Origin of the sequence: Sphingopyxis sp., assembly GCF_016793825.1 — a bacterium.
In the GTDB taxonomy this organism is placed as follows: Bacteria; Pseudomonadota; Alphaproteobacteria; order Sphingomonadales; family Sphingomonadaceae; genus Sphingopyxis.
The window spans coordinates 28,557-49,676 of sequence record NZ_JAEULM010000014.1 but is presented as its reverse complement, the minus strand read 5'-3'; the positions used below and the strand labels follow the sequence as shown (position 1 = coordinate 49,676).

Genomic DNA, 21,120 nt, shown 5'->3' with positions numbered 1-21,120 from the left:
CAACTCTTGACGGAATCTCATGCACACAGGTTGAATTAAGTATGAATATGTCACACTAACCGCTTCATGCTGTCGCAAAAGACCCGCTACACGATCCGCGCTTTCCAGCACCTTGCCGACCATTGGGGCAAGGGGCAGGTCCAGCTCGCGGATATTGCGGACGCCCAGAATATTCCGCCCAAGTTCCTGACGGTGATTTTGTCGGAAATGGCGCGCGAGGGACTCCTGATATCGCAGCGCGGCCGCGACGGTGGATATCAGCTCGCGCTGCCGCCGATCGACATCAGCTATGGCGACCTGGTCCGGTTGACACGCGGTTCGCTCGCCCTTGTGCCCTGCGCCGCCCGCAACGCCCACGAACATTGCAAGAATTGCCTGCCCGAATCCGAATGCCGGCTCCGCAGCCTGATGCTGAAGGTACGCGACGACACCGCGTCGATCCTCGACCGGATCACGCTGGCCGACCCAATCGAGCTGGAACCCCTCTTCGAGAAGGAAGAAGCGGCCGCATAGCCACCCGCTTCGCCGGACACCATGATCGGACAACAAAAAGGCCCGCTTTCGCGGGCCCTGTGGGAAATGGTGGAGCCTAGCGGGATCGAACCGCTGACCTCTACAATGCCATTGTAGCGCTCTCCCAGCTGAGCTAAGGCCCCGTGCCATTTCATACGGCCGCGCTGGGGAGTGCGACCGGGACGCCGCCTTTACCAGCGCACGTCCGTTATGCAAGGGGCCAAATGCACCGCCAGGTGCTTTTTTGGCCCCCGTGGATGATCAGCTTTCTTCGTCGCTGTCGTCGCCGGTGTCGACGCCCAGATCGTCGTCGCCGCCAAGGTCGACGTCATTGTCCGGCGAATCGCTGTCCTCGTCGACATCGACGTCCAGATCCAGATCCTCGTCGACGCTCTCTTCCTTCGCGACCTTGCCGGGCTTTTCGAGCTGTTCGAACGGCATCGGCTGCTTCGATTTCAACACCGATTCCGGAAGCCAGGCGTAACCGCAGTTGATGCAACTAACTGGATCGTCCTTGGTCAAATCATAGAATCGGGTTGCGCATTTCGGGCAGCTACGCTTCGTGCCCCATTCAGCCTTTACCATATATGCCTCGTAACCCTTTAAAAGAAGGATATTAATCTAGGAAAAAAGACGCCACCGCATGGGGCATCCGTCAAATCGGCGTGCGCCTTGCCAGATTGTCGGGCCGCTGTCAAAAGCCGCACGCCATGACCCATCAGACCGCAACAACTCGCAGCTTTTCCGCTTCCGCTCCGCTCAAAGGTAGGATCGCGATTCCCGGCGACAAGAGCATTTCGCATCGTTCGTTGATGCTTTCGGCGCTTGCCGTGGGGACAAGCCGCGTGACCGGCCTGCTCGAAGGGCATGACGTTCTTGCCACCGCCGCCGCGATGCGCGCGATGGGCGCCACGATCGAACGCCGAGATGATGGAGAGTGGGTGATCGACGGCGTTGGCGTCGGCGGCCTGCTCCAGCCGCGCGAGGCGCTCGACATGGGCAACAGCGGCACGTCGACCCGACTGCTGATGGGCCTTGTCGCAAGTCATCCGATCACCGCGACCTTTGTCGGTGACGCCAGCCTTTCGGGCCGTCCGATGGGCCGCGTCATCGATCCGCTGGCGCAGATGGGCGCCGACATCACCGCCTCGCCCGGAGGCCGCCTACCGCTGATGGTCCGTGGGCTGGCGCCTGCCATCCCCCTCTCCTACCGCCTGCCGATGGCGTCGGCACAGGTGAAGAGCGCGGTCCTGCTCGCCGGCCTCAACACGCCGGGGATCACCGAAGTGATCGAGCCGGTGCCCACCCGCGATCATAGCGAACGAATGCTGCGGGGTTTCGGCGCCGACTTGTCCGTAGAAACCGACGGCGACGGCACGCGCCATATCCGTATCCGCGGCGAAGCCGAACTACGCCCACAGACGATTGTCGTCCCGGGGGATCCGTCGTCAGCCGCCTTTTTCATCGTCGCAGCGCTGATCGTCCCCGGATCGGATGTCACGATCGCCAACGTCGGCCTCAACCCCACGCGCGCCGGCCTTGTCGAGGTGCTGAAGCAAATGGGCGGCGACATCGAACTGCTCGACCAACGCACCGTCGGCGGCGAACCCGTCGCCGATCTTCGCGTCCGTCACAGCACCCTCAGGGGGATCGAGGTCGATCCTGCCATCGTCCCGAGCATGGTCGACGAATTCCCCATTCTCTTCATGGCCGCGGCGCTTGCCGAGGGGCGGACGACGACAACCGGCTTGGACGAACTGCGCGTCAAGGAAAGTGACCGTATCGCTGTTATGGCTACCGGCCTCGAAGCCATCGGTGTGCACGTGGAGGAAAGCGCGGACGGCCTCATCATCGATGGCACCGGCGGCGATCCGCTTGCCGGCGGCGCGACGATCGCAGGCCATCTCGACCACCGCATCTGCATGAGCTTTGCCATCGCCGGCCTCGTCAGCAGAGCGCCCGTCGAAATCGACGATATCGCGCCGATTGCCACGAGCTTCCCCAATTTCGAGGATCTGCTCGCAGGGCTGCAGCAATGATCATCGCCGTCGACGGTCCGACCGCATCGGGCAAGGGGACGATCGCGCGCGCGCTCGCCGACCATTTCGGCCTGCCGGTGCTCGACACCGGCATGCTCTATCGCGCGGTGGGCTATCAGACGCAGCTCAATCACGGCGATCCCGACGACAGCGCCGATGCGCTGGCCGCGTGCGACTTTCCCGACGGGCTGCTGCACGACCCCGCTCTCCGGTATGAAAGTACGGGCAGCCTGGCGAGCCGCGTGTCGATTCATCCCGCCGTGCGCAAGGCGCTTTTCCAACGGCAGGTCGATTTCGCGAACCAGCCGGGCGGAGCGGTGCTCGACGGCCGCGACATCGGTACCGTCATCGCGCCGCACGCCGATGCCAAGCTGTTCGTGACCGCATCTCCCGAAGAACGCGCGCGTCGCCGCCATGCGGAGATGCTGGGGCGCGGCGTCGACGTCACCTACGACGCGGTGCTCGCCGACATTCACGCCCGCGACGCGCGCGACACCGGCCGCGCCGACGCGCCGCTGCTCCGCGCCACGGACGCGCTGCTGCTCGACAACACGACGCTCGACCGCGACGCGGCGGTCGCAGCGGCGATCGCCTTCGTCGTGGGCAGGGTGGGCAAGCCCGGCTGAATCACAACTCCGCGCCTCAGCGCGGATCCAATCCGCCTGCTCCCCTATTCGAAGACTTCGAAAGCTCAACCGCCTCGACCGGCACGGCCTTTTTCCTTGCCGACTGCGGCTCTCACGCCTATACGCGCGCCGTCCGACGGGCTTTTTGCCGGTCGAGGCACGAGTGAACCGCCGCTTCTATTGGAGCGTCGGGCGTGACGGGGTGACCTCGTCGCGCCCTTTTTGTTTTGCCCGTGCGTCGTCCGCGATCCGCCTCGAGGATGTCTTGCCTCGCATTCGGCGGGCAGGACGGATCGGCCACAAGACCAGCGGAACCAACCGCTTGGCCGGAACAAATGAAGTAAGGAAACCATCCATGGCCACTACGGCTTTCCCGACGCGCGACGATTTCGCCGCGATGCTCGATGAATCGCTTGGTGGTGCCGACGGCGGCTTTGAAGGCCGCGTCGTCAAGGGCACCGTGACCGCGATCGAAAATGACCTGGCAGTGATCGACATCGGCCTGAAGAGCGAAGGCCGCGTGCCGCTTCGCGAATTCGCGATGCCGGGCCAGAAGGCCGACATCAAGGTCGGCGACGAAGTCGAAGTCTATGTCGACCGCGTCGAAAACGCCAATGGCGAAACCATGCTGTCGCGCGACCGTGCTCGCCGCGAAGCCGCGTGGGACCGCCTGGAAGAAGAATTCAACAAGGAAGCCCGCGTCGAAGGCGTTATCTTCGGCCGCGTCAAGGGCGGCTTCACCGTCGATCTCGGCGGCGCCGTGGCCTTCCTTCCGGGTTCACAGGTCGATATCCGCCCCGTGCGCGACGTCGGCCCGCTCATGGACCTGCCCCAGCCGTTCCAGATCCTGAAGATGGACCGTCGCCGCGGCAACATCGTCGTGTCGCGCCGCGCCATCCTCGAGGAAACGCGCGCCGAACAGCGTTCGGGCCTGATCCAGAACCTCGAAGAAGGCCAGATCATCGAAGGCGCGGTCAAGAACATCACCGATTATGGTGCGTTCGTCGACCTCGGCGGCATCGACGGCCTGCTCCATGTCACCGACATGAGCTACAAGCGCGTCAACCACCCGAGCGAAGTCATCAACATCGGTGACAATGTCCGCGTCCAGATCATCCGCATCAACCGCGACACGCAGCGCATCAGCCTCGGCATGAAGCAGCTCGAAAGCGATCCGTGGGAAGGCGTCGCCGCCAAGTATCCCGTCGGTGCGAAGCTGTCGGGTACGGTCACGAACATCACCGATTATGGTGCGTTCGTCGAACTGGAAGCCGGCATCGAAGGTCTGGTCCACGTCAGCGAAATGTCGTGGGTCAAGAAGAACGTCCACCCCGGCAAGATCGTTTCGACCAGCCAGGAAGTCGACGTCATCGTCCTCGAAGTCGACAGCGACAAGCGCCGCATCAGCCTCGGCCTCAAGCAGGCCCAGTCGAACCCCTGGGGTGCGTTTGCCGAAGCCCATCCGGTCGGTTCGGTCGTCGAAGGCGAAGTCAAGAACGCGACCGAATTCGGTCTGTTCGTCGGCCTGCCGGGCGACGTCGACGGCATGGTTCACATGTCGGACATCGCATGGGGCATCTCGGGCGAAGAAGCGCTGCACCTCCACCGCAAGGGCGAGGCCGTGCAGGTCGTCGTTCTCGACGTCGATGTCGAGAAGGAACGCATCAGCCTCGGCATCAAGCAGCTTGAAAAGGGTGCGCCGGCCGTTGGCGGCAGCGCCGCCGCAAGCGCGGGTTCGCTGAAGAAGAACGACATCGTGACCGTCTCGGTCCTCGAAGTCCGCGACAACGGCCTCGAAGTCCAGGCCGGCGAAGACGGCGCGACCGGCTTCATCAAGCGTGCCGACCTTGGCCGCGACCGCGACGAACAGCGCGCCGAGCGCTATCAGGTCGGTCAGAAGTTCGACGCGATGGTCATCGGCTTCGACCGTTCGAAGAAGCCCAGCTTCTCGGTCAAGGCGATGCAGATCGCCGAAGAGAAGGAAGCCGTCGCTCAGTACGGTTCGTCGGATTCGGGTGCGTCGCTTGGCGACATCCTCGGCGAAGCGCTGAAGGCCGGCAAGAAGGACTGATAGTTTCAGCCTTTCGCCGCAAGGCAATGCAAAAGGCCCGCAGAGTGTCCCTCTGCGGGCCTTTTTCTTTCAGTGATATATTTTGACCGAACAGTGATTCATGATAGTCTTCCCACCGCGTAGGGAGGGGTCCTCACGCATACCGAGCCGGCAAAGACCGGATGGCCTGCATCCTGCGGGGTGCGCGTGTTTATATTAGGGGAAGCCCATGATCCGGTCGGAACTGGTGCAAAAGATCGCGAGTGAAAACAGCGACTTGCGTCTTGAAGAGGTCGAAAGAATCGTCGATGCGTTTTTCGATTCCATCGTCGATCAGCTTGCTGCGGGAGGGCGCGTCGAATTGCGCGGCTTCGGAGCATTCTCGACCCGCGCGCGCGAGTCGCGCACCGGCCGCAACCCTCGCACCGGCACCCCCGTCGCCGTGAACGCGAAAAATGTTCCCTATTTCAAACCCGGTAAGGAAATGCGTGAACGCCTGAACGATTAAGTTCGGACGTCCGCCAACCTTTGTATTCCGTCCTTGCAGGCGGCGCAGGCGCGCCGCGATCCGGCGTGGAAAGGCCCGTGCCGGACCAGCGGACGTGCGTCCGCCGCATGCTCAATTCTTCAGGCGGTAACCCGTGCGGAACATCCAGAAGATCACCGTCAGACAGAGCAGAAGGAAAAGGGCCACCGCCCCCATGCTGACTTCGATCCCAACGTCGCCCTGCCCGAAAAAGGTCCAGCGAAAACCGCTGATCAGATAGACGACCGGATTGAAGAGCGTCACCACGCGCCAGGCCGCAGGCAGCATGTCGAGCGAATAGAAGGCGCCGCCGAGAAACGTCAGCGGATAGACGACAAGCATCGGGATCACCTGCAACTGCTCGAAACTCTGCGCCCAGATGCCGATAATGAACCCGAACAGGCAAAAGGTGACCGCCATCAGGATCATGAACCCGACCATCAGGACCGGATGGGCGACCTGGACATCGACGAACAGATGGGCGGTCGCGAAGATGATCGATCCGATGATGACCGACTTCGTCGCCGCCGCGCCGACATAGGCGATCAGCAGTTCCAGCGGCGACATCGGCGACGACAGCATCTCATAGATCGTGCCGGTCCATTTGGGCATGTAGATACCGAAGCTCGCGTTGCCGATGCTTTCGGTGAACATCGTCAGCATCATCAGTCCGGGCACGATGAACGCACCATAGGGCACCGTGCTGACGTCGCTCATCCGGCTGCCGATCGCCGAACCGAACACGACGAAATAGAGCGTCGTCGTGATCACCGGCAGCAGCAGACTGGTCCAGACCGTCCGCCCGAACCGCGCCATTTCGAACCGATAGATCGCCCGGATACCCCGGAAATTCGAAATCATGCCGCCTGCTCCGCCCTGGGTTCGTGGACCAGTCCGACGAAGATATCCTCCAGCGAACTCTGTTCGGTGTGGAGATCCTTGAACTGCACCCCGATGTCGCTCATCCGGCGGAGGAGCGATGGCACGCCCGTCGCCTCTGCCTGACTGTCGAATTCATAGACAAGCTCATACCCCTCGCCGCCCAGCCGCAGCTTCCATTCGGCAAGCGCTTCGGGGACCGCCGCAAGCGGCTCGGCCAGATTGAGCGTCAGCGTCTTGCGACCCAGTTTCTTGATCAGCGCGACCTTGTCTTCGACCAGGATCAGCCTGCCCTTGCTGATCACCCCGACCCGGTCCGCCATTTCCTCGGCCTCCTCGATATAATGGGTCGTGAGGATGATCGTCACGCCGCGTTCGCGCAGCGACCGGACCATGTTCCACATGTCGCGGCGCAGTTCGACGTCGACGCCCGCCGTCGGCTCGTCGAGAAAGAGGATCTCGGGCTCGTGCGACAGCGCCTTCGCGATCATGACGCGGCGCTTCATGCCGCCCGACAGTTCCATGATCTTGGAATTGCGCTTGTCCCAGAGCGACAGGTCGCTCAGCAACTGCTCGATGAACGCCGGATCCCTGGGCTTGCCGAACAGTCCGCGTGAAAAGCTGACCGTGGTGATGACCTTTTCAAAGGCATCGGTGTGCAATTCCTGCGGCACCAGCCCGATCATCGAACGCGCGGCGCGATAGCCTTGCCGGTGATCGTGCCCACCTACGACGACCGTCCCCACGCTCGGCGTCACGATCCCGCATACGATGCTGATCAGCGTGGTCTTGCCGGCGCCATTGGGCCCGAGCAGCGCGAAAATCTCCCCCTTGTTGATCGTGAGGTCGATGTCGCTGAGCGCCTGATGCCCGCTCTTGTACGTCTTTCCGAGGCCGGAAATCTCGAGGACTGGTTGCATGCATCCGGCTCTAGCCGAGCGATCGCGCAGGGTGAAGCCCGCAAAGGAGGCTTGACCTCTCTCCGGCCATCGGCTCTTGCCGGAAACGGCGCGGACGTGGCGAAATCGGTAGACGCAGCAGACTTAAAATCTGCCGGCCTAGTGTCATGCGGGTTCAAGTCCCGCCGTCCGCACCATCCATCCCCTTGCCCGGGCGCCGTCCTTCATCTTTTGTCCGGCCCGGCACACAAGGGCATGGCCTTGCGCGCAAGCGCGTCTTAAAGTGGCGGGAATGTACGCCCTCCGCCCCGCCGCCACCGTCCTGCTTGCCGCCACCGCCGCGCTTGCGTTGACAAACTGCGGTCTTTTCGGCGCGCGCGGCCCGGTGAGGGTTGCCGCGATCGGGCCGATCACGTCGGCCGCCGCGCCGCTCCGCGGCGAATTGTCGGCGGGCAACGCCGCGCTGCTCGACCTGTCGGCGCAGGGACTCGTCAGCTTCGATGGCGAAGGACAGATCGATACCGGGCTCGCCGAACGCTGGACCGTCACCGCCGACGGCCGCAGCTATGTCTTTCGCATCCGCGAGGCGAAATGGACGAACGGCCGCAAGGTGATGGCGGAGGATGTCGCCGCCACCCTGCGGTCCTATATCGCCCCGGCCAGCCGGCACCTCCTCAAGAGCAATTTTCCGGAGATCGAAACGATCAAGGCGATGACCGACAGCGTCATCGAAATCCGCCTGTCGGTCCCGCAACCGAACATCCTCGAACTCCTTGCGCAACCGTCGATGGCGATCGTGTACAAGGGCATGGGATGGGGACCGATGCGCGCGAAACGGACGGGGCGCACGGTCCTGCTGTCGCCCGTTCCCGACCCGCTTGCCGAAGACCCTGCCGCGGCGGAGGCGGCGGCGAACGACCCCGCCGCGTCGATCGAACTCGTCGGCACCACTCCGCAAGGGGCGCTGGCGCGTTTCAAGAACGGCTATGCCGACGGCGTCATCGGGGGGCGTTTTTCGACCCTGCCCTATTTCGTCGCCTCCAATATCGGCCGGTCGCGGCTGGTCGTCGATCCGGCGCCGGGCCTTTTCGGCCTCGCCTTCACCCGCACCGACGGCTTTCTCGGGATCGATGCCAACCGCGATGCCCTGTCGCGCGCCATCCGGCGCCAGCGCCTGATCGACGCCTTCGGGCTGGCCGAATGGCAGCCGCAAACGACCCTGCGACCGGCAGCCTTTCGCCGCGACGGCGGTCCGGAGCCGCTCGCCCCCGCATGGGCGGACTATGACGACAACTCGCGCCTCGTGCAGGCAAAGCGTGTCGTCGATGCCTGGCGCGCCGGCGGCCGCGACATCGACCCGCTGCGCATCGCGGTCCCCGCGACGCCGGGCGGCCGCATTCTCTTCGCCTATATCGCGGCCGATTTCGCACGGCTCGGCATCGAAAGCCGGCGCGTCAACATGGCATCGGCGGCCGACCTCCGCCTGATCGACGAAGTCGCCCCCAACGACGACGCACTCTGGGCGCTGCGCCGGCTGTCCTGTCAGCCGGGCACGCTCTGCAACCGCGACGCGCAGGAGATGATCGAAGCGACGACCGCGAACATCGATGCCGGCCAGCGCGCGCAGCAGGTGGGGGAGATCGAGGCGATCCTGGCGCGCTACACGCCCTTCATTCCCCTTGCCTCGCCGCTCCGCTGGTCGGTCGCTTCGCAGCGGCTGACCGGGCTGCGTCCGAACGTGCGCGCGATCCACCCATTGAATCGACTGATTGCCTTACCTAACTAATACAGTGGCGTCTGTTCCCGACGCTGCGTGAAAGGACCCCGATGGCCCCTTCGACCCCGAACCCCGATGCGATCTTCGATGCCCTGATCAACAACAGGCGCGACCCCGCCGCGTTGCGCAAGCGCGTGGAGACGCTGGAAATCCTGCTGGAACGCAGTTTCGTCATTCCCGGCATCAACCGTCCGGTCGGCCTCGACGCGATCGTCGGCCTTGTCCCCGTCGTCGGCGACGTGATTACCGCGACGATGGGCGCCTATATCATCTGGGAAGCGCGCAATCTCGGCATGCCGAAATGGAAGATCTGGCGCATGATCGGCAATCTGGGGGTCGATACGGCGCTCGGCGCGATCCCGATCGCGGGCGACGCGTTCGACTTCCTGTTCCGGTCGAACACCCGCAACCTCAAGATCATCAAGAAGCATCTCGACAAGCACCACCCGGGTACGATCATCATCGACCAGTAAGGCGGTGCGTCGCAAAGCGCGGCGCGGGCGATGGTTTCGCCTGCAACCTCTTCCCCTCTGGTGTCTGGTGATGCTAGCACAGCGGCACCACACCCCAGGGGAGACTTTCCGACCATGATCCGCGCCACCCTCGCTGCGCTCGCGCTCAGCTCATCCTTCGTCGCCGTCGCGACGGCCGCGCAGGAAACGAAAGACCCGTATCTCTGGCTGGAAGATATCGAGGGTCCGAAGGCGCTCGACTGGGTGAAAAAGGAAAATGCGGCGACCGACAAGCTGATCCGGGAACGCCCCGGATTCGAGAGCGATCGCCAGCGCGCCAGGGCGATCCTCGACGACGATCGTCAGATCGCCGATCCCGGCGAGGTCATGGGCGACACGATCACGAATTTCTGGCGCGACGCGAACAATCCGCGCGGCATCTGGCGCCAGAGCCCGCTCGACGCCTATCTCGCCGGCAAGCCCGTCTGGACGACGCTGATCGACGTCGATGCGCTCGGCAAGGCCGAAAAGCAGAGCTGGGTCTGGCACGGCGCCGACTGTCTCGCGCCGGAATATAAGCGCTGCCTCGTGTCGGTCAGCCCCGGCGGCACCGACGCCGACATCGTCCGCGAATGGGACCGCACGACGAAAAGCTTCGTCGCGGACGGCTTCACGCTGCCGCAGGCCAAGAGCAGCGTGACGTGGGAAACCGGCGACACGCTGCTGGTCGCGACGGATTATGGCGCGGGCAGCATGACCGCATCGGGCTATCCCCGCATCGTCAAGCGCTGGAAACGCGGGACGCCGCTCGCCGCGGCGGAAACGCTTATCGAGGGCGAGGAAAACGACGTCGGCATCAATGTCAGCGCCGTGATGGACGGCGACAGGCGCTGGACGATGATCAGCCGGAACAAGACCTTCTATACCAGCGACGTCTATCTCCCCCACCCCGTCACCGGCACCTACAGCCGCAGCGTGATCCCCGAAACCGCCGACCTTCGCGCCGTGATCGACGGACAGGCGATCCTGTTCCTCAACGATGCCATCGGCGATTTCGCGGCGGGTTCGCTGCTCGCCCTGCCGCTCGACACCATGGCGCGCGGCGATCAGGTGCCGTTCGTGCCGGTGATGATGCCCACCAGATCGCAGGCGATCGAGAATGTCGCCGCGAGCCGGAATATCCTGTGGGTCAAGGCGCTCGACGACGTAGAAGGCAAGCTGTTCGCGCTCCGCCGCGACCAACCGAACGGACGCTGGAGCCAAAAGGAGGTTCCGGTCGTCGCCAATGCGACGATGACGATTTCGGGCACCGTCGACGACCGCGATCTCGCGTTCGTCACTGCCGAGACGATGCTGATGCCGCCGACGCTCTACGCCGTCGCCGAAACCGGCACGCCGCCGACGGTTCAAAGCCTGCCCGCAACCTTCGACGCAAAGGACATGCGCGTCGAAAAACGCTTCGCGACATCAAAGGATGGCACCAAAGTCCCCTATTTTCTTGTTCGCAAGGCCGGCGCGACCGACCCCGTCCCCGCGCTCGTCCATGCCTATGGCGGGTTCCGCGCGGCGCAGACGCCCGGATATCTTACCGGCCAGCCCTATCGCGCCGGTCCGCTCGGCCTTTTCTGGGTCGAGGATGGCAATGCCTATGTCCTCGCCAACATCCGCGGCGGCGGCGAATATGGGCCGGGATGGCATCAGGCCGCGCTGCGTGAAAAGCGCCAGAACAGCTTCGACGATCTCCACGCCGTCGCAGAGGATCTGGTTGCAACGGGCGTCAGCAGCAAAGGCAAAATAGCCATTTCGGGGCGCTCGAACGGCGGCGTCCTTGTCGGTGCGGCGATGGAACAGCGCCCCGATCTTTACGGCGCCGTGATCTCGGGATCTCCGCTGAAAGACATGCGCCGGTACAACAAACTGCTGGCGGGCGCATCATGGGTCGCCGAATATGGCGACCCCGACAATCCCGCCGACTGGGCGTTCCTGTCGAAATATTCGCCCTATCAGAACATCCGCAAGGGCGTGAAATACCCCCCGATCTTTCTCTATCTGTCGACCAAGGACGACCGCGTCCATCCGGGCCACGCGCGCAAGTTCGCGGCCCGCCTGATGGAATATGGCAACAGCGTCTATTATCACGAATATCTGGAGGGCGGCCATTCGGTGGGGGCCGATCATGCCGAAGACGCGGTCCGCGCCGCGATGCTCCACGCCTTCCTGTTGCGCGAACTGGTCGAGAAGAAATAGCGCGGTCTATTTTTGCGGCGCCGCGCTCTCATCCTCCAGGCGAATACGAAGTTCGCCTTCCTGGCGGGTAAGCAGCGCGGTGTACGACAGGGTAATGGGTGCCCTGCCCTCGCCAAGGCCCCAGTCGAACAGGCCGACGATCGCGACCGCATCGGCACCGATCGGTTCATAGTTAGGGTCAGGACCCACTAATTCCACGTTCGAGGCGTCGAAATGGCGAAGATATCGGGCCTGTGCGGGTGCAGCGGGTAGCATCGCTACCCGCAAGGCCGCGCAGGTTCGAGATCGAAGCCATTTCGGCGTCCCTGCGGGATTTGACCGATTTTGCCCATGGCTTCGTCAAAAAGTCTGGAAATATCGACATATTCCTGCGCCTTTTCTCCTCGCCCTGAACAAAATCGCTTCAAACCTCGAGCGCGGAATTAGTGGGTCCTGACCCTAAAATCGCGCCATTCGAATGTCGCCGGCTTGTTCCAGCCTTCGGCGTAGTAACGCCGGATCGCATTCCATTCGTCGAAGGTCTTTTCACCGCCGCCGACGCGCCACGCGCCACGCCGGTCGTACCGGTTGGCGATCGCCGCACGGTCGCCCGTCAGCAGATCGTCGGCATAGCCTGCCATGAAGGTCTTCGCCTCGATCACCACCGGCGCATCATCCGCCGGCGCCGCGGGTGCCTCCTCAGCCATCGCTGCTCCCGGAACCATCGCCGCCGCCAGCAGCGCCGCCATCATCATCCGCTTCATCGCCGTTCCCCCGAAATGAAGGCAGGATCGTACACCGGCATCGGACGGCGCACAAACGAACCTGTCCGCCTTTCGCTCGTATCAGCGCAAACGAAAGGGGCCACCCTCGCGGGCGGCCCCTCCATTGTCTTGGCTGACGCGGGATTGCTCAGGCGAGCGCGGCCCCCGCGACGGAGGCCATGCTCAACTGATCTGCCGCGTGCGGCATAGGACAATGAGACATCGGACCACCTCCTTTCGCTTGTTGACGATGACGCGACTATGCGCGCCTGCGCCAACGCGCGCAAGGGCGCTGATCCGCACAAGTCACGGCAGCGTCCGGCGGCCGCGACCAAAGACGAACGCGACGACGACCAGCACGACGCCGACGATCAGCAGAATCTTCGCGAAATCGGCCGAGAGGCCGGCAATGCCGCCAAAACCGAGCAGCGCCGCAACCAGCGCGATAACCGCGAAGATAAGAGCATATCTGAACATGTCGGTCTCCTTCCGGGACGCGCGACCTTCCCTCCCCCACCGCCCTTATGCGGGGATGAACGAAAGCCGCCGTCGATATCCTTCGTGGATGTGCCGTTAACGCTGGTTAGGGTCGAAAGTTCCGGAACGCCCGCTCCACCCTTCGCTGCACGACAACAGGCGTTGCAGCCTGCTCAGACCATATTATGCTGACGGCATGACCATTTCCGATCTGGGCCTGGGCCTGATGTCCGTTGCGATCCTGCAATATATGGTGGGACCGTTGTTCGCCGACCTGAACCGCAGCCATGCCGCAAACCCGGCGTGGCCCGGCCATGCGCGCTTTCACGTCGTTGCGCAGACGCTCGCCGGTTCCGCGATCGGTGGGGTCGCCTTGTTCTTTCTCTGGTCGGGAAGAGTTGATCTGGCGCTTGGCACCTGCATCGCCACGATATTGAGCCTCGCCGTTCTGGGAAGCTTCTTCATCGCCCTCTTCAGCGCGCCGATCTACGGCGGGTCGGGCTATGCGGGATCGGGGCTGGCATCGACCCGGCTGGGCCGGATCGACGGAAACGTAGCGAATTTCGGTTCGTCTCTGGTCATCCTGCTGATCGGACGACTCCTCATCGCATAAGGGTCGGCCTGCCGCCTGCGCAAGCACGCAAGCGGCAGGCCGCGCGATCATTCCTCGCGCTGCCCCATGAAGTTCAGGAGCAACTGGAACAGGTTCACGAAGTTCAGGTACAGCGAAAGCGCGCCGAACACGGCAAGTTTGCTGTTGGTTTCCTGCCCATGATGTTCGGCATATTGCGCCTTGATGTTCTGCGTATCCCACGCGGTCAGGCCGGTGAAGACGATCACGCCAACGATCGACACGACCATCTGCAGCGCGCCCGATTGCAGGAACAGGTTGACGAGGCTCGCCAGAACGACGCCGATCAGGCCCATGATCAGGAAGCTGCCGATCTTCGACAGGTCGCGGCCGGTGGTATAGCCATAGAGGCTCATCGACAGGAACATGATCGCCGCGACGAAAAAGGTCTGGGCGATGCTCGCGCCGGTGAACACCAGGAACACCGACGCGAGCGACAGCCCCATCAGGCCCGAAAAGACCCAGAAGAGCGCCTGCGCGGTCGATGCCGACATTTTCTCGATCCGGAAGGACAAAAGAAAGACGAAGGCGAGCGGGGCCAGCATCACGACCCATTTCAGCGGCGTACCGAAAATCGGCTGGTACAGCGCCGGGGTCGACGCGACCAGCATCGCGACGATGCCGGTCAGGAGCACACCCGACGCCATATAGTTGTAGACCCGAAGCATGTGGCGCTTGAGGCCCGCATCGAACTCGGCGGCGCTCTCCGCGCCGCGGGTCCGGTTGAAAGATTGCTGTTCGAACATATCCATCCTCGTTGATCGATCCAACGAGCGGCACGAACAGGTCCCAGGATAAAGAAATAGCAAAAGACCTGCATCGAGCTCACTCGATGCGGTCCGACATCACGCCCTTCGAAATAAGGGTCGCCAGAGGGGCCCGGCCCGCACGACCATCTTATAGGCTGGTTCCGATGAAATTTCAATGAACCCGCACCGCCCTGCAAGGCGGGCGCTGCCGATCGACAACGGGCTCATCAAACAACCGGGTCCAGCCAGCCCCCTGCTGTTGTATTCAGCGCGCGCGACCGCGGCGCTCAAAGCCCCCCTCGGCTTATACTCTTCATGACGACAAAACTGTATCAAATCGGAACAGATTCGATTGTATCGATTGCTTTCCTGTTAAGTTTGCTTAGGAAAATCAACGAATCTTTTCAAACCGGTTGCCGAGGGGGCGCCGATCCACGGACCAGGAGACGCGAAAATGAAGAAGACGCTTTTATTGGCGATGTCGGCGCTCAGCGCGGTCGCGGCACTTCCAGCTCAGGCTGCAACGGTTTTCGTGGGGAGCTGGACCGTCGATCAGGGCCCTAATTGGTTAGCGCCCCCCAACGGCCCTCTGGCCTATACGGGCCAGGAAGCGGCCGCGCTGCTTTTCGGCGGCTCCGCTTCCGATTATGCCATTTCGACGGTCGACAACCTCGTCGCCAATATCAACAACATGGCCTGGTATTCTATCCTCGGCGTTTCCGGAGGTTTCGAGCTTAGCGAGAATTATTCCAGCAAGTATCTGGGCCAATTCTATGGCCCAACGTCGGGATATACGCTTGGTGACCAGACCAATTCGGCATCCGCATACGTGTTCGATAACGCTCGGGGATCGGAATTCACGAACTACGCCTTCCGTATCGACAACGCTCCGGCGGTTCCCGAACCGACCACTTGGATACTGATGCTGGCGGGCTTCGGTGCCGTGGGTGCAGCCATGCGGCGGCGCACGTCGCAACCCCGGGTTTCTGTATCGTTCGGTTAAACGAGCCTACCTTGTCGAAATATGAAGCGCCCGGGCCTGTTCCCCGGGCGCTTTGCTTTGGTCACCGGCTTTTCGCGGGAATTTTGCGCATTACGTCCAGTGGGCGATAGCTGTCGGGCATTCGAGACGATCAATCCGCCTGGCGCAAACGTGTCAGACGGCATAATATCGCCCGCGCGAACGTCCCCTTCCCTAAGAGCCGCTTTGACGGCCAACTAAGCGTTGCCGTGGCCTCCAGTACCCATTTTTATATTTTGGTTCGCTTTTCCGCGCTATGCACGGATCACACAGCGTGAAACGAGAGGGCACATTCTTGGGCATATTTGATCGCTTGCTTGGTCGAAGAGCGGATACTCCGCTCGAAATTCAAGTCTATCGGCGCCTTAAACTTAAAGGCTTCGAACCGGCAGGCATAGTCGACGTCGGGGCGTATGAGGGGAATTGGACCAGACTGGCCCGCAACGTGTTTCCCGACGCGCCGGTGCTTATGGTCGAGGCACAAGCTGCGAAGGCCGCAGCCCTCGTTGCCGAGTTCAGTCTCATAGACAATGTTACAATCGTTAACAGCCTGCTTTCCAACCGCGCCGGCGAAGAAGTGATATTCTATGAGATGGAGTCCGGTTCATCTATCCTGCCGGAAAATAGCAATGTTCCCCGAACCGAACGCCGGCTGACCTCCAGTACGCTGGACGACGTTGCTGCGGATCTGGCAGGCCCCCTTCTTCTGAAGATCGACACGCAGGGCTCTGAACTAGCCATCCTCTCTGGCGGAGCTGCGACGCTCGCCAGATGCGAAGCCGTCCAGCTCGAGACCGCGCTTCTGCCGTACAACAAGGATGCTCCACAAATCGTCGAGCTTTTGGTACAAATGAGGGCCTGGGGGTTTGTCCCCTACGATTTCGCCGGCTTCATCCGGCCGAATGGTTCGGACCTCGTCCAGACCGACATAGTATTCGTACGGGAAGCGTCAGGATTTCGCACCAGCGAATTCAGGTTCGATATTTGAGGACATCGTCGCCAGTGCATCCGCCGAGCGCGCGATCGGATCGGCTGGCAAACGCAACGACGGTCGGCCGATCAAAATTCTACCCTGTTTGACTACCTGCTCGCCAGAAAGTTTCGGAGCTGTCCATGCGAGTGACGGGGTTTTCATCCATTCCCTCTTGGTAGTTCCGGATCATTGACAGCACGAAACAGGCCCGATCCACCGAGCCCCAGATATACGAGCCCGAATTCCTGCATGTCGGCCGCCATGACTGTCCCGTTATCGAGGCTCCCTTCCGGATAACGCCCAATCGTCTCCCAACTGGCTGCGGACGGTCGCGATGGGTCGAAATTCAAGCATCGATGTAACCCACGAACGTCCGACAAGCCTCCCCATGCGTAGATCGCAGGGTAAGCCCCCTCTGCAACCGGCTTTCCAAACGCAAAATCGAGAGGCTCGCGTACCCCGGCGATGCTCCTCCAGCTCGCGCCCTCGTCACCGCTGTAGAAAAGACCAATATTGGTGTGCGTATCATCGGCATCGACGTCGCCGACACAGAAGAAGAGATCCGGGGATTTTCCCGGCGGCATCCTCAGCTTGCAGTTGAATGCATCGGTCCCGTAAATCGGTCCGATGATATCCTTTCGCTTTCGCGAGAAATTCGCGCCTCCATCGACCGACTTCCAGAAACCGCGAAACCGCTGGCTGGCTGCATCGTGGATCTGATTGCCAACATGATAGAGATAAAAGGTGCCTGGGTTTTGCTTGTCCGCGAGCAGTTGAATCCGCTGGTATGAATATTGATTGTGCCAGCGCATGCCCGAATTTTCCGGTTCCGCCCCTTCAAACCTGCAAAAGGCCCAAGTTTGGCCGCCATCGAGCGTATAGCTAGGCTTGTTATTTCCTGTCGGTAACCAAACGATATTACCGGCAGCCCCTACCGCTACATTTCCGCCAAATCCTGCTCCCGATCCCGTTTGCGGCGGCGTAGGCAGTACGTTGGCAGGAACGCTGGATACCGGCTGCCAGCTTGCCCCACCGTCAGTCGAAATGTTGCAGCGACCGTTCTTGCTGCTCACAACAGCGAGATAATTCTCGTCTCCCGCGGCGAAATCGATACCTCCACCATGATCGATCGGAACCGAGTTGCTGACGCCGACGTGATTTGGGAAAAGCTTATACTGCCACCACTCGCGCGTGATGACATTTCTATCCTGCGACACGTAGTGGATCCGGCTATTTTGCGGCGGCACGAGAATTTGCATCGAAACCAGATTCTCGATGCCGACACTATCCTCCAGATAGGTCGGGATGCTCCCGTCAGCAGGGGGGCTGATACATTTCCAGCAACCGATCCCTTCGGCAATGTAAAGAATATCCTCCTCGGTGTCCCACACGCAGGCTCCATTCGACATGTAATTTTCATTCGTGGTTTCATGCCATCCGATATGGACCGCCTGTCGCTTCATCCTGGGTGTCAGCGGGGAAAAACTCTCCCCGCCATCCTTCGACATCCGGTAGGCGCTCGAGGGGATCATGGAGACGATCTTCCTGCCGTCAGGCGAGATGGCAATATGTTTGCAGTCTCCCACGCCGCTTACGGCGTTCCAACCGGTGCGTTCGGTCCACTTGCGAAGCGGAGCACTCGCTCCGCCGCTGGTGCCTCCGACCCACAGCGCGCCCAGTCGTGCAACCATATGGCCGATATCGACGGGGCTTCCATCGATCAGCGCAAAACTTCCATCGATCCCCGTGCTTGATCGATAGATACCATGACCGAACGACCAAACGTAGACTGTCGCAGTCTTGCGACCAGGCACGCTGCTTTCCGGATCAAAGGCCACCGCCATGCCCCGATCAACTTCCGTTGGTGCGGGAATATCCTGACGTGACGTCCAACTGATGCCGCCATCCAACGTGTATTTCAGTCCTCCTTGCGCACCGATATCCGGATTCCCGAGACCGACGATCAAGTGATTCGCGGGATCGACCGCCATGCGTTCGTTCGTCGCGCGCGATCTACTATTGGCACCATAACCAGCAAACGCAGGAAGGCTGGTGCGGCTCCAGCTAGAGCCGCGATCCGCCGAGTGATAAACATAACCGAACTGGCAGACGTAGATGTGATTGGTAGCACTTGGCGCGGTGACGACATCGTAACAACCGGCGCCGCGGGCATAATTGTATTTTACCAAACGCTCGGAGATGTTGATGCCGACCTGAAGAAGGGGTTGCCATGACTGGGCCCGTTCACTCCAAATGAATGCCCCGGCCGTGTCAGTGCGACACACCCGTACCTTGTTTGCGCCCATGCCCGCTATGCGCATGCCGGTGACATAACCACCACCGCCGATACAAACGCGCTCATATTTCAGCGGACCTGCTGGTTGGGACGAATCGTTCATAAGACAGACCTCGTAGTGCCAGAAGGGCCTGGAGGAGGTTTAGCATAAGGATCGTCCATGCCGAGCACGCTGTCCGTCACCCACCCTCACTTACGCGCGGCAGACGCCGAGCCAATCGCAGCCACATCGGGAAAGATATTATCCAAGCGCAAGGGCACCAATCTGCATCATAACAACACAATAATGCCAACTTGACGCTTCATGCGCGAGAAGTCGGCTTTCGAAGCTCGCGGCACCCTGCTAGGATTCGGCGCGCTGCGAAGTTCAAACGGGTCGGCCAGCCGCGCAGGATGGTGGGGAGAGGTTAGAGTGGAAACGATTTGGGATTGGGTCACGGTCATCGCGTTTTCCGGCCTCGCAACATTATTGCTGCAACGGTCGAGCGAAGAGACGCCACGCGACAAGCTGTGGCAATATGGCCCTCCGGCCGTTGGATGTGCCGTCGTCAATTATCTGGGTAACGAAGGATATGACTTGTTCGCCGCGCTGCTGTTTGTCGGTGTAATCATTTATATCTTCACGGTTCTCAAAGTTCCGATACCATTTCAGCAGCGGTAATCTTTTGAGCTATCTTCTTCCCATTACGGGACGTGCCTCTTTGGGCGCGCCGGCAACCATGATGTGTGCTTGACGGCAAGTCGCTAAATCAGGAGTTTGGGCGCGGGTTGCCGAACGCCAGCAGGTTGACGTAAGGGTATATGGACATCCGGCAGATCGAGATCGGGAGGGACTTGAACATCCCCGGCTACCCCAATCGGCCGCAGGGCAGCGAGGGTGGCGTGTTTTCGTCCGCGCGGGACAAGCGAACGCTACTCTATATTCTGTCGCTGCTGCTCGACGTGATTGCGCTCGTGCTGGGATATCTGTGCGCGCTTGAGACCCGCGATGCCCAGTGGTTAAGCGCTGGCGGTCATTCGATCATCTATGTCGCGCTGCCTATTTTCGTGATGTTCGAGATCGCCCGCGAAGCGCAGGAAGCGGAGACGCTGCAAAATCGGCTCCTAGGAACCCAGCGCGCACTCAGCGCTTTGGGCGCAACCGCGATCGTGATCATTGGCCTCGGCTTTCTGTTCAAGGCCGATGACGTTTCGCGGCTCGGATTGGCGATTACCTTTGGTGCCGGCGCCTGCTTCATCATTCTTGGAAAATTCTTGCTCGATATCATCGTCAAGGCAATGCTGGGGAATGCCGTCGTTGCGACCATCCTTCTCCTCGATGGCCTCGACGCCGAACCCGAGGGCCCGGCAATCGTCGTCGATGTCGAAGCCTTGGGCCTATGGCCTGACCTCGACCGGCCCGACATGATCGACACATTGTCGCGACTGATCGCCCCGTTCGACCGCGTAGTTGTCGCGTCGCGCTTCGAACATCGCGCCTTCTGGTCAATCTTTCTGAAGGGGCACGATATCGGCGGCGAGATTCTGCTCGACCGCGATCTGTTGCACGGCGCGGTTGCGCTGGGGCGATACGACAAGCGTGACACCATCGTTCTCTCGCGCGGACCGCTCAATTTGATGAACCGCGTCCAGAAGAGAGGACTCGATCTTGTTGTCGCGACTGCAGCGCTGATCCTGCTTTCGCCGATCCTGCTCGTCGTAGCCGCCGCGATAAAGCTCGAGACGCCCGGCACTATTTTCTTTCGTCAGTGGCGTGTCGGACAAGGAAACCGGCAGTTTCGAATTTTCAAGTTTCGCTCGATGCGCCAGGACAGCAGCGACGCGGATGGAACGCAGTCTACCGGTCGACAGGACGATCGTGTCACGGGTATCGGGCGCCTGATCCGCAGAACAAGCATCGACGAACTTCCTCAACTATTCAATGTGCTGCGCGGAGAGATGAGCATGGTGGGGCCAAGACCCCATGCACTGGGATCAACGGCAGGCGACGAGCTTTTCTGGCACGCTTCGCGTCAGTATTGGCTTCGACATGCGCTGAAGCCCGGAATCACAGGCCTTGCCCAAATTCGGGGATATCGCGGCGCGACCGAAAAAGTGGAGGATCTGGACCTGCGCGTTCGCTGCGACCTTGAATATCTGTCCAACTGGTCACTGTGGAGCGACATCATGATCCTGCTCAAGACCCTTCCGGTCGTCATTCACAAAAATGCCTATTGAGCGTC

General features: G+C 61.5%; 21 protein-coding genes and 2 tRNA genes. 14 read left to right on the top strand and 9 right to left on the bottom strand.

The window, feature by feature from the left end; genetic code table 11:
* The first annotated feature begins 66 nt into the window (after nt 1–66).
* A complete protein-coding gene (locus tag JNM03_RS02915; RefSeq protein ID WP_294034203.1) occupies nt 67–513 on the top strand; it encodes an Rrf2 family transcriptional regulator in 447 nt (148 codons plus the stop codon).
* Between the two features lie 67 nt (nt 514–580).
* Here JNM03_RS02915 and JNM03_RS02910 read toward each other — a convergent pair.
* Together JNM03_RS02910 and JNM03_RS02905 are read right to left on the bottom strand one after the other, a co-directional pair.
* Nucleotides 581–656 (bottom strand) — tRNA-Ala (locus tag JNM03_RS02910).
* Nucleotides 657–774: 118 nt separating this feature from the next.
* Nucleotides 775–1,098 (bottom strand): TIGR02300 family protein, encoded by a 324-nt coding sequence (locus tag JNM03_RS02905; RefSeq protein WP_294034201.1) that lies wholly within the window; start codon nt 1,096–1,098, stop codon nt 775–777.
* Nucleotides 1,099–1,223: 125 nt separating this feature from the next.
* Between JNM03_RS02905 and aroA the strand changes: the two genes are divergently transcribed.
* The 4 genes from aroA (at nt 1,224) to JNM03_RS02885 (ending at nt 5,736) form a co-directional block, all read left to right on the top strand.
* Nucleotides 1,224–2,552: a 3-phosphoshikimate 1-carboxyvinyltransferase gene (gene aroA / locus JNM03_RS02900; RefSeq protein ID WP_294034199.1), complete on the top strand. Its 1,329-nt coding sequence runs from the start codon at nt 1,224–1,226 to the stop codon at nt 2,550–2,552.
* Nucleotides 2,549–3,178 (top strand): d(CMP) kinase, encoded by a 630-nt coding sequence (locus JNM03_RS02895; RefSeq protein ID WP_294034197.1) that lies wholly within the window; start codon nt 2,549–2,551, stop codon nt 3,176–3,178. Before aroA ends, JNM03_RS02895 begins: the two co-directional genes overlap by 4 nt.
* Before the next feature lie 355 nt (nt 3,179–3,533).
* The gene (gene rpsA / locus JNM03_RS02890; protein ID WP_294034195.1) at nt 3,534–5,249 is read left to right on the top strand and encodes a 30S ribosomal protein S1; all 1,716 of its coding nucleotides are present in this window, start codon (nt 3,534–3,536) and stop codon (nt 5,247–5,249) included.
* Between the two features lie 208 nt (nt 5,250–5,457).
* Entirely contained in the window at nt 5,458–5,736 is a 279-nt protein-coding gene (locus tag JNM03_RS02885) for an integration host factor subunit beta (protein ID WP_294034193.1), read from the top strand.
* 111 nt (nt 5,737–5,847) lie between these two features.
* Here JNM03_RS02885 and JNM03_RS02880 read toward each other — a convergent pair whose 3' ends face one another.
* On the bottom strand, nt 5,848–6,615 hold the full coding sequence (locus JNM03_RS02880; protein WP_294034192.1) for an ABC transporter permease: 768 nt from the start codon (nt 6,613–6,615) through the stop codon (nt 5,848–5,850).
* Nucleotides 6,612–7,553 carry an ABC transporter ATP-binding protein gene (locus tag JNM03_RS02875; protein WP_294034190.1) on the bottom strand — a complete coding sequence of 314 codons (942 nt, stop codon included), beginning with the start codon at nt 7,551–7,553 and terminating at the stop codon, nt 6,612–6,614. The genes JNM03_RS02880 and JNM03_RS02875 overlap by 4 nt, the downstream gene beginning before the upstream one ends.
* A gap of 90 nt (nt 7,554–7,643) precedes the next feature.
* Here JNM03_RS02875 and JNM03_RS02870 point away from each other — a divergent pair.
* The 4 genes from JNM03_RS02870 to JNM03_RS02855 all read left to right on the top strand — a co-directional run bounded on the left by JNM03_RS02870 (nt 7,644) and on the right by JNM03_RS02855 (nt 12,008).
* Nucleotides 7,644–7,729: transfer RNA gene (locus JNM03_RS02870), tRNA-Leu, on the top strand.
* Between the two features lie 95 nt (nt 7,730–7,824).
* Entirely contained in the window at nt 7,825–9,318 is a 1,494-nt protein-coding gene (locus JNM03_RS02865; protein ID WP_294034189.1) for an ABC transporter substrate-binding protein, read from the top strand.
* A 41-nt stretch (nt 9,319–9,359) separates the two neighbouring features.
* Nucleotides 9,360–9,782: a DUF4112 domain-containing protein gene (locus JNM03_RS02860; protein ID WP_294034188.1), complete on the top strand. Its 423-nt coding sequence runs from the start codon at nt 9,360–9,362 to the stop codon at nt 9,780–9,782.
* A 114-nt stretch (nt 9,783–9,896) separates the two neighbouring features.
* Nucleotides 9,897–12,008 carry a prolyl oligopeptidase family serine peptidase gene (locus JNM03_RS02855; protein WP_294034186.1) on the top strand — a complete coding sequence of 704 codons (2,112 nt, stop codon included), beginning with the start codon at nt 9,897–9,899 and terminating at the stop codon, nt 12,006–12,008.
* Nucleotides 12,009–12,014: 6 nt separating this feature from the next.
* Here the strand turns inward: JNM03_RS02855 and JNM03_RS02850 are convergent, their stop codons facing one another.
* From JNM03_RS02850 to JNM03_RS02840, 3 genes are all read right to left on the bottom strand, one after another.
* Nucleotides 12,015–12,206, bottom strand: coding sequence for a hypothetical protein (locus JNM03_RS02850; RefSeq protein WP_294034184.1), 192 nt, complete (start codon nt 12,204–12,206; stop codon nt 12,015–12,017).
* 224 nt (nt 12,207–12,430) lie between these two features.
* Nucleotides 12,431–12,751, bottom strand: coding sequence for a hypothetical protein (locus tag JNM03_RS02845; RefSeq protein WP_294034182.1), 321 nt, complete (start codon nt 12,749–12,751; stop codon nt 12,431–12,433).
* A gap of 306 nt (nt 12,752–13,057) precedes the next feature.
* Complete coding sequence (locus tag JNM03_RS02840) at nt 13,058–13,228, bottom strand: DUF1328 domain-containing protein (protein ID WP_294034180.1); 171 nt, start codon at nt 13,226–13,228, stop codon at nt 13,058–13,060.
* Nucleotides 13,229–13,424: 196 nt separating this feature from the next.
* Here JNM03_RS02840 and JNM03_RS02835 point away from each other — a divergent pair, with 196 nt between their 5' ends.
* Nucleotides 13,425–13,841, top strand: coding sequence for a DUF6640 family protein (locus tag JNM03_RS02835; protein ID WP_294034178.1), 417 nt, complete (start codon nt 13,425–13,427; stop codon nt 13,839–13,841).
* 47 nt (nt 13,842–13,888) lie between these two features.
* Here the strand turns inward: JNM03_RS02835 and JNM03_RS02830 are convergent, their stop codons facing one another.
* On the bottom strand, nt 13,889–14,605 hold the full coding sequence (locus JNM03_RS02830) for a Bax inhibitor-1/YccA family protein (protein ID WP_294034176.1): 717 nt from the start codon (nt 14,603–14,605) through the stop codon (nt 13,889–13,891).
* Nucleotides 14,606–15,062: 457 nt separating this feature from the next.
* Between JNM03_RS02830 and JNM03_RS02825 the strand changes: the two genes are divergently transcribed.
* Together JNM03_RS02825 and JNM03_RS02820 are read left to right on the top strand one after the other, a co-directional pair.
* Nucleotides 15,063–15,611 carry a PEPxxWA-CTERM sorting domain-containing protein gene (locus JNM03_RS02825; RefSeq protein ID WP_294034175.1) on the top strand — a complete coding sequence of 183 codons (549 nt, stop codon included), beginning with the start codon at nt 15,063–15,065 and terminating at the stop codon, nt 15,609–15,611.
* A gap of 313 nt (nt 15,612–15,924) precedes the next feature.
* On the top strand, nt 15,925–16,617 hold the full coding sequence (locus JNM03_RS02820) for an FkbM family methyltransferase (protein WP_294034173.1): 693 nt from the start codon (nt 15,925–15,927) through the stop codon (nt 16,615–16,617).
* Nucleotides 16,618–16,760: 143 nt separating this feature from the next.
* On the opposite strand, the gene JNM03_RS02815 is transcribed toward JNM03_RS02820, so the two are convergent.
* Nucleotides 16,761–19,001, bottom strand: coding sequence for a hypothetical protein (locus JNM03_RS02815; RefSeq protein WP_294034172.1), 2,241 nt, complete (start codon nt 18,999–19,001; stop codon nt 16,761–16,763).
* A 201-nt stretch (nt 19,002–19,202) separates the two neighbouring features.
* Between JNM03_RS02815 and JNM03_RS02810 the strand changes: the two genes are divergently transcribed.
* Nucleotides 19,203–19,559: an XrtV sorting system accessory protein gene (locus JNM03_RS02810; RefSeq protein WP_294034170.1), complete on the top strand. Its 357-nt coding sequence runs from the start codon at nt 19,203–19,205 to the stop codon at nt 19,557–19,559.
* Between the two features lie 140 nt (nt 19,560–19,699).
* Entirely contained in the window at nt 19,700–21,115 is a 1,416-nt protein-coding gene (locus JNM03_RS02805; protein WP_294034168.1) for a sugar transferase, read from the top strand.
* The last annotated feature ends 5 nt before the right edge of the window (nt 21,116–21,120 follow it).